This is a genomic window from Actinophytocola sp., from assembly GCF_045807065.1.
Taxonomy (GTDB): domain Bacteria; phylum Actinomycetota; class Actinomycetes; order Mycobacteriales; family Pseudonocardiaceae; genus Actinophytocola.
Map to the genome: position 1 here is coordinate 1 of NZ_JBJMIE010000054.1, position 8,504 is coordinate 8,504.

Annotated in this window: 2 protein-coding genes; both read right to left on the reverse strand. The window is 76.5% G+C overall.

Features of this window, described 5'->3' with window-relative positions; genetic code table 11:
- A partial coding sequence (locus tag ACJ73U_RS03165) for an SDR family NAD(P)-dependent oxidoreductase (RefSeq protein WP_407775976.1) occupies window positions 1-4,940 on the reverse strand: 4,940 nt, incomplete at its 3' end.
- Between the two features lie 26 nt (window positions 4,941-4,966).
- A partial coding sequence (locus ACJ73U_RS03170; protein ID WP_407775977.1) for an acyltransferase domain-containing protein occupies window positions 4,967-8,504 on the reverse strand: 3,538 nt, incomplete at its 5' end.

Consider the following 8,504-nt stretch of genomic DNA (forward strand, 5'->3'; position numbering starts at 1 on the left):
CCGGCCAGCCCGTTGTCCACAGTGGACGCCGCGCGGGCCTGCGCCCGGCCCGCGCGGACCAGGCCACGCAGCATGTGCGGCACGGCCCCGCCCGCCGCGGCGTCGGCGCGCACCCCACGCAGGTCCAGCTTGACCGGCACCAGCAGCGCCTCCTCGGCGGCCACGGCGGCGTCGAACAGCTCCATGCCCTCGGCGGGACTCATCGCGAGGACACCGCCGCGGCTCATCCGCGCCTGGTCGGCGCCGCCGAGGTGCGCGGTCATGCCGTCGGTCTGCGCCCACAGGCCCCACGCCAGGGACACCCCCGGCAGGCCGGCCGCCCGGCGCCTGGTGACCGCGGCGTCGAGGAACGCGTTGGCCGCCGCGTAGTTGGCCTGCCCCGCGGACCCGAACACGCCCGAGGCGGAGGAGAACACGACGAACGCGTCGAGGTGCGTGTCCCGGGTCAGCTCGTCGAGATGGCGCACCGCGTCCACCTTGGGCGCGAACACCGTGGCCAGCCGGTCCGGCGTCAACGCGTCGAGCACACCGTCGTCCAACACACCGGCGGTGTGCACCACGCTGGTCGGGCAGTACTCGGCCAGCAGGGCCGCCACCTGATCCCGATCGGCCACATCGCACGCGACGACCGACACCACCGCACCCAGCCCGGCCAACTCGTCGACCAACTCGGCCGCGCCGTCGGCGGCCGGACCACGCCTGCTCGCCAGGACCAGCCGGCGCACCCCGTGCCTGGACACGAGGTGCCGCGCGGTCAGCGCGCCCAGCGACCCGGTGCCGCCGGTGACCAGGACCGTCCCGTCCGGGCCGAACACGGGCACCTCACCCGGCTGGTCGGTCACCCGCGCGAGCCGGGGCGCCGAGAACGTGATGCCGCGCACCGCGACCTGCGGCTCACCGGAGGCCAGCACCGCACCGAGGACCGCGCCGACACCGTCGGCGTCACCGTCGGCGTCGAGGTCCAGCAGCGTGATCCGGTCCGGGTTCTCCGCCTGCGCGGAACGCACCAGGCCCCACACCGCGGCCGCGGCCACGTCGGTCACCACGCCGTCCCCGGCGGGCACCGCGCCCCGGGTGAGGACCACCAGCCGCTGCTCCTCCGACCCCGCCGCGAGCCATGCCCGGACGATCCCCAGCACCCGGGTGGTGGCCGCCAGCGCGTCGTCCGCACCGGCCACCTCCAGCACCGCGACCGCGGCCGCGTCCAGGTCGGCCACCTGGTCCGCGCCGGTCACCGGCACCCACGGCGGCGCGGGCTCCGCCGCGGTCGCCGGGAGCGCGGTCCACGCCACGCGGAACAACGCGTCGCGGGCGGTCGCCGCCGCGGCGTCCAGCTGCTCGGCCGACACCGGCCGGGACACCAGCGAGTCGACCGACACCACGAGGGCGCCGGTCGCGTCCGCCGCTGTCAGCGACAACGCGGTGGGTCCCGTGGACACCAGGCGCACCCGCAGCGCCGAGGCGCCCGCGGCGTGCAGCACCAGCCCGTTCCACGCGAACGGCAGCACCGGCCGCCCGGGCTCGTCCTCCGGCGCGGCGGCGGCGCCGAGCATCCCCGCGTGCAGACCGGCGTCCAGCAGCGCGGGGTGCAGGCCGAACCGGCCCGCGTCCGCGTGGGCGTCCGCCGGCAGGGCGACCTCGGCGAAGATCTCCGCACCTCGGCGCCACACCGCCCGCAGGCCCTGGAACACCGGCCCGTAGGCGTAGCCGCGCTCGACCAACGCGGAGTAGAAGTCGCCCACCTCGATGCGCCGCGCGCCGGGCGGCGGCCAGGCGGTGAAGTCGTAGCCGGCCTCCCGCGCGGGCGGGGTGGCCGAGAGCAGGCCGGTGGCGTGCCGGGTCCACACGTCGGCATCGGCGTCCGCACGCGAGGAGTACACGTCCACGACGCGGGCGCCGGTCTCCCCCGGCGCACCCACCGCGACGTGGACACGCACCCCGCCGTGCGCGGGCACCACCAGCGGCGCCTCGATCACCAGCTCGTCCAGCACCGGGCACCCGGCCTCGTCACCGGCGCGCACGGCCAGCTCCACGAGCCCGGTGCCGGCGACGAGCACCACGCCGCCGATGGCGTGGTCGGCGAGCCACGGGTGCGACCGCAGCGACAGCCGTGAGGTGAACACCAGCCCGTCGGACTGCGGCAGCCGCACCACCGCACCCAGCAGCGGGTGGTCGGCGGCCGCCTGGCCGAGCGCGACCGCGTCGGTCGGCGCGCCGGCCGGGTTGAGCCAGTAGTTCCGGTGGTCGAAGGCGTAGGTCGGCAGGTCCACCCAGCCCGGCGCCGCGGGCAGCGTCGCGGGCCAGTCCACGGGGACGCCCCGGACGAACAGTTCGGCGACCGCGGCCAGCAGGGTCTGTTGCTCGGGGCGGTCGTCGCGCAGCGCCGCGACGCACGGCGCCGCGGCGGTCTCCTCGACCACGGCGCTCAGGGCCGCGCCGGGGCCCAGCTCCAGGAACACGGCGGCGCCGTGCGCCACGGCCGCCGCGACCCCGTCGGCGAACCGGACCGGCCGCCGCACGTGCTCGGCCCAGTACCCGGGGTCGGCCAGCTCGCCCGGCTCGGCGAGCCGGCCGGTCACGTTGGACACGACGGGGATCCGCGGCTGCTGCCAGGTCACCTCGGCCAGCGCGGCGGTGAGGTCGGCCAGCATCGGCGCCATCCGCGCGGAGTGGAAAGCGTGCGAGACCACCAGCTGTTTGGTCTTGTGGCCCCGCTCCCGCATCCGGTCGGCCGCCGCCAGCACGGCGTCGTGGTCGCCGGAGAGCACCACGGCGGCGGGGCCGTTGACCGCGGCGAGCTCGACGCCGTCGCCCAGGAGCCCGGCCACGTCGTCCGCGCTCGCGGCCACCGCGACCATCGCGCCGCCCGGTGCCAGCGCCTGCATCAGCCGGCCGCGGGCGGCGACGATCCGGGCCGCGTCGCGCAGCGACAGCGCGCCGGCGGCGTGGGCGGCGGTGATCTCGCCGACCGAGTGGCCGAGCACCACGTCCGCCCGCACGCCCCAGGACGTCACGAGCCGCGACAGCGCGGTCCCCACCGCGAACAGCCCGGCCTGGGTGAACACGGTCTGGTCGAGCAGTTCGGCGCTGCCGGCCACGGCGCCCAGCACCACGTCCCGGACCGGGTGGTCGGTCCAGCCGGCCAGGTTGGCGTCCAGCTCCGCGCACGCCTCGTCGAACGCCGCCGCGTACACCGGGTACCGGTCGTACAGCTCCCGGCCCATGCCGACCCGCTGCGAGCCCTGGCCGGGGAACACCAGCGCGACCGGGCCGGGGGTGTCGGCGCTGCCGGTCACCACACCGGAGGCGGCCTCGCCCCGCGCGAGCGCACGCAGCCCGGCGACGGCGTCGTCGGCCGCGGCCACCACGACGGCGCGTTCGCCGAGCACGGCCCGGCGCGACACCAGCGCGTGGGCCACCAGTGCCGGCGGGGCGGCACCGGTGTCGAGGAACGCCGCGAGCCGGGCCGCCTGCGTGGCGAGGGAGGCGGGGCTCGCCGCGGACACGACGAACGGGACGATGCCCCCGGACTCGCCACTCGGCGCCGCCGCACCCTCGGGTGCCTGCTCCGCCGGCGGCGCCTCCTCCAGGATCAGGTGCGCGTTGGTCCCGCTGATGCCGAACGCGGACACCCCGGCCCGGCGCGGGCGGCCGTCGCGTGGCCACTCGCGTGCCTCGGTCAGCAGCTCGACCGCGCCCGCCGACCAGTCCACCCGCGGCGTCGGCTCCGTCACGTGCAGGGTGGGCGGCATGACGCCGTGGCGCAGCGACTGCACCACCTTGATCAGCCCGGCGACGCCCGCGGCGGCCTGCGCGTGACCGATGTTCGACTTCACGGACCCGAGCCACAGCGGGTTGCCGGGCTCCCGCTGCCCGTAGGTGGCCAGGAGCGCCTGCGCCTCGATGGGGTCACCCAGCGCGGTGCCCGTGCCGTGCGCCTCCACCATGTCCACATCGGACGGCAGCAGGCCCGCGCCGGCGAGCGCCTTGCGGATCACCCGTTGCTGCGCCGGACCGTTCGGGGCGGTCAGGCCGTTGGACGCGCCGTCCTGGTTGACCGCGCTGCCGCGCAGCACCGCGAGGATCCGGTGTCCGCGCTCCCGCGCCACCGACAGCCGTTCGAGGACCACCACGCCGGCGCCCTCGGCCCAGCCGGTGCCGTCGGCCGTCGAGGAGAACGCCTTGGACCGCCCGTCGGCGGCCAGCACCCGCTGCCGGGAGAACGCGACGAACGTGCCCGGGGTCGGCATCACCGTCGCGCCGCCGGCGAGCGCCATCGAGCACTCACCGGACCGCAGCGCCTGGGCGGCCAGGTGGATCGCCACCAGCGAGGAGGAACACGCGGTGTCCACGGTGACCGCCGGCCCCTCGAGGCCGAACACGTAGGACACCCGGCCGGACGCCACGCTCGACGCGGAACCGATGCCCGCGAAGCCCTCCAGCTCGGGGGTGATCGCACCGGCGCCGTAGCCCTGGGTGAACACCCCGGAGAACACGCCGACGTCGCTGCCCTTCAACGAGAACGGGTCGACGCCGGCGTCCTCCAGCGCCTCCCACGACGTCTCCAGCAGCAGCCGCTGCTGCGGGTCCATCGCCAGCGCCTCCCGCGGCGAGATGCCGAAGAAGCCCGCGTCGAACAGCCCCGCGCCCGCGAGGAAACCGCCCTGGCTGGTGTAGGAGGTGCCCGGGTTGTCCGGATCCGGGTCGAACAGGCCGTCGAGGTCCCAGCCCCGGTCGTCGGGGAAGTCCGACAGGGCGTCCACGCCGTCGGCCACGAGGCGCCACAGGTCCTCCGGCGACGCGACGCCACCCGGGAACCGGCACGCCATGCCCACGATGGCGAGGGGTTCGTCCGCGTGCCGGGCGCCCTGCTTGCGCAGGGTGTGCAGCTCGGCGGTGACCCGCTTGAGGTACGTGAGCAGTCTGTCGTCCGTGGCCATTCTTTCCTGTCCTCACGAAGGGTTTGTCAGACGAGTCCGAGTTCGTCGTCGATGAACTCGAGGACCTCGTCCGCGGACGCGGACGCCAGCTGGTCCGCCACCGTGGTGACGTCCTCCCGTTCGAGGACCCCGTTGCACCGGGCCACCAGCCCCTGCAGGCGGAGCGTGAGCCCCGACCTCGTGGACTCGTCGAGGCGGAGCCCGCCGAGCAACGCCTCGACGTCTCCGAGCCTGCTCTGCACCAGGGACAGCGCGTCGTCGCCGACGCCCAGCTCGGCACGCAGGTGGCGGGCGAGGGCCAGCGGCGTTGGGTGGTCGAACGCGAGCGTGGCGGGCAGCTTCAGCCCGGTCCGCTCGCGGAGCCGGTTGCGCAGCTCCACCGAGGTCAGCGAGTCGAACCCGGCGTCGCGGAACGCGGTGTCCGTGCGCACTCCCCCGGGCCCGGTGTGCCCGAGCACGGCCGCGGCCTGACCGCGGACCAGGTCCACCAGCAACGCCTCCTGTTCGGCCGCGGCGAGACCCGCCAGCGTGCGGGCCAGGTCACCGCCACCGGAGGCCGCCGCCCGCGCCTGCGCCCGCCGCCCGCGGACGAGGCCGCGCAGCAGGTGCGGCACCGACCCGCCCGCGCGCACGTCCCGCAGGTCCAGCTTGACCGGCACCAGCAGCGCCTCCTCGGCGTCGACGGCGGCGTCGAACAACGCCATGCCCTCGGCCGCGGTCATCGGCAGCACGCCACCGCGGCTCATGCGGGCCTGGTCGGCGCCGCCGAGGTGCGCGGTCATGCCGGTGGCCTGCGCCCACAGGCCCCACGCCAGTGAGAGGCCCGGCAGGCCGGCGGCACGCCGGTTGGCCATCGCCGCGTCCAGGTACGCGTTCGCGGCCGCGTAGTTGCCCTGGCCGGGTGAGCCGAAGACACCGGAGCCGGAGGAGAACACGACGAACGCGTCGAGGTGCGTGTCCCGGGTCAGCTCGTCGAGATGGCGCACCGCGTCGACCTTGGGCGCGAACACGGTGGCGAGGCGTTGCGGGGTCAGCGCGTCGAGCACACCGTCGTCCAGCACACCGGCGGTGTGCACCACGCTGGTCGGGCGGTGCTCGGCGAGCAGGGCGGCCACCTGGTCGCGGTCGGCCACATCGCACGCGACGACCGACACCGTCGCACACAGCCCGGCCAGCTCGTCGACCAGCTCGGTCGCGCCGTCGGCGGCCGGACCGCGCCTGCTGGCCAGGACCAGCCGGCGCACCCCGTGGCCGGTGACGAGGTGCCGCGCCACGAGACCGCCCAGGGAGCCCGCCCCGGAGACGAGCACCGTCCCGTCCGGACCGAATACCGGCGCACCGGCCTCGACCCCGTCTCCGGTTCCGGTTTCGGCGCGGGCGAGGCGCGGGACGGCGAACGTCGTGCCGTGCACCGCGACCTGCGGTTCCCCGGACGCCAGCACCGGCCCCAGCACCTGTTCGACGGCGAGGTCCGGGTCGAGGTCCAGGAGGGTGATCCGGTCGGGGTTCTCGGCCTGCGCGGAGCGGACCAGCCCCCACACCGCCGCGGCGGCCGGGTCGGGCACCGGGCCGGCACCGACGGGCACCGCGCCCCGGGTGACGACGACGAGCCGGGACTCCCCGTCCGTGACCGACTCGGCGGCGGCCAGCCAGGCCTGCAGTACGCCCAGCACCCGGGAGGTCAGCGGCAGGGGCGCGTCCTCGCCGCCGGCTTCCAGCACCGTGACGGGCGGTGCGCCGGGCAGGACGGCCACGTCGTCCGCGGTGGCCACCGCGAGCCACGACGGCGACGGCTCGCCCCGGGGCGGGGACAGTTCGGTCCAGTCCACGCGGAACAACGAGTCGCCGTGCTCGGCCGGGGTGGCGCCGAGCTGTCGCGGGGACACGGCCCGGAAGGTCAGCGAGTCGACCGACAGGACCGGGCCGCCCGCAGCGTCCGCGGCCGCCAGCGACAGCGTGCCGGGCCCGGTGGGCACGAGCCGCACCCGCAGCGCCGAGGCGCCCTCGGCGTGCAGGACGAGCCCGCGCCAGTCCAGCGCCTGCCGCGCCCCGTCGCCGGTGTCCGGCAGGGCCGGGTGCAGGGCGGCGTCCAGCAGTGCCGGGTGGACGCCGAAGCTCCCGGCGGTCTCCCGCTGGCCCTCGGGCAGGGCGACCTCGGCGAAGATCTCGTCACCGCGGCGCCACAGCGCGCGCAGGCCCCGGAACGCGGGTCCGTAGTCGAGGCCGCGGTCGGCCAGGTCGTCGTAGCACTGTTCGACGTCGACCTGCTCGGCGCCCGCCGGCGGCCACGCGGTGAGGTCGAACCCGGCGTCGCCGCGCGGCGTCGCCGACAGCACGCCGGTGGCGTGCCGCGTCCACGTGCCGCCGTCGCACTGGCCGTACACCTCCACGGTGCGGGAGCCGCGCTCGCCGGGACCGCTCAGCGCGACCTGCACCCGGACCGTGCCGTGCTCGGGCACCACCAGCGGGGTCTCGACGCGCAGCTCGTCGAGCACGCCGCAGCCGGCCTCGTCGCCGGCCCACACGGCCAGCTCGACCAGTGCGGCGGCCGGTAGGAGCACCACACCGCCGACGACGTGGTCGGCCAGCCAGGGGTGCGACGTGCGCGACAGCCGCGACGTGCACAGCAACCCGTCGGAGCGCGGCAGCGGCACCAGCGCGCCGAGCAGCGGGTGCTCGGCGCTCGCCTGTCCCAGCGACGCCGCGTCGGCGGCCACGCCGACCGGCAGCCAGTAGTGCCGGTGGTCGAACGCGTAGGTGGGCAGCTCGACCCGGCCCGGCGCCGGCGGCAGCACGGCGGTCCAGTCCACGGCGACGCCGCGCACGAACAGCTCGGCCATCGACGTGCACAGCCGCCGCGGGCCGCCGTCGTCACGGCGCAGCGACCCGACCACGACGCCGTCGGTCACCTCGGCGATCGACTGCACCAGCACGGGGTGCGCGCTCACCTCCACGAACACGCCGTGCCCCTGCTCGACCAACGCCGCCACCGCCGGCCCGAAACCCACCTGGTTGCGCAGGTTCCGGTACCAGTAGTCACCGTCGACGACCCCGGCGTCCTGGACCCAGCCGCCGACAACCGTGGAGTAGAACGGAATCTCCGGGGCCCGCGCGGCGATGCCGGCCAGCGAGTCGGCGAGCGCGTCGCGGATGTCCTCGACGTGCCGGGTGTGCGAGGCGTAGTCCACCGCCACCCGCCGCACCCGGACCCCGTCGGCGGACAGGGCGTCCACCACCTCGTCCAACGCCTCGGCAGCACCGGCGACCACCACCGAGGACGGGCCGTTGACCGCGGCCACCTCGACCCGGTCCGCCCACGGCGCGAGCAGGGCGGCGACGTCCTGCGCGCCGAGCGCGACCGAGGCCATGCCACCGCGCCCGGCCAGCTTCGCGGCGATCGCCTGGCTGCGCGACGCCACCACCCGCGCCGCGTCCTCCAGCGACAACGCACCCGCCACACACGCCGCCGCGATCTCACCCTGCGAGTGGCCGACGACCGCGTCCGGCACCACGCCGACCGAGGCCCACACCGCCGCCAGGCCCACCATGACGGCGAAGCTCGCG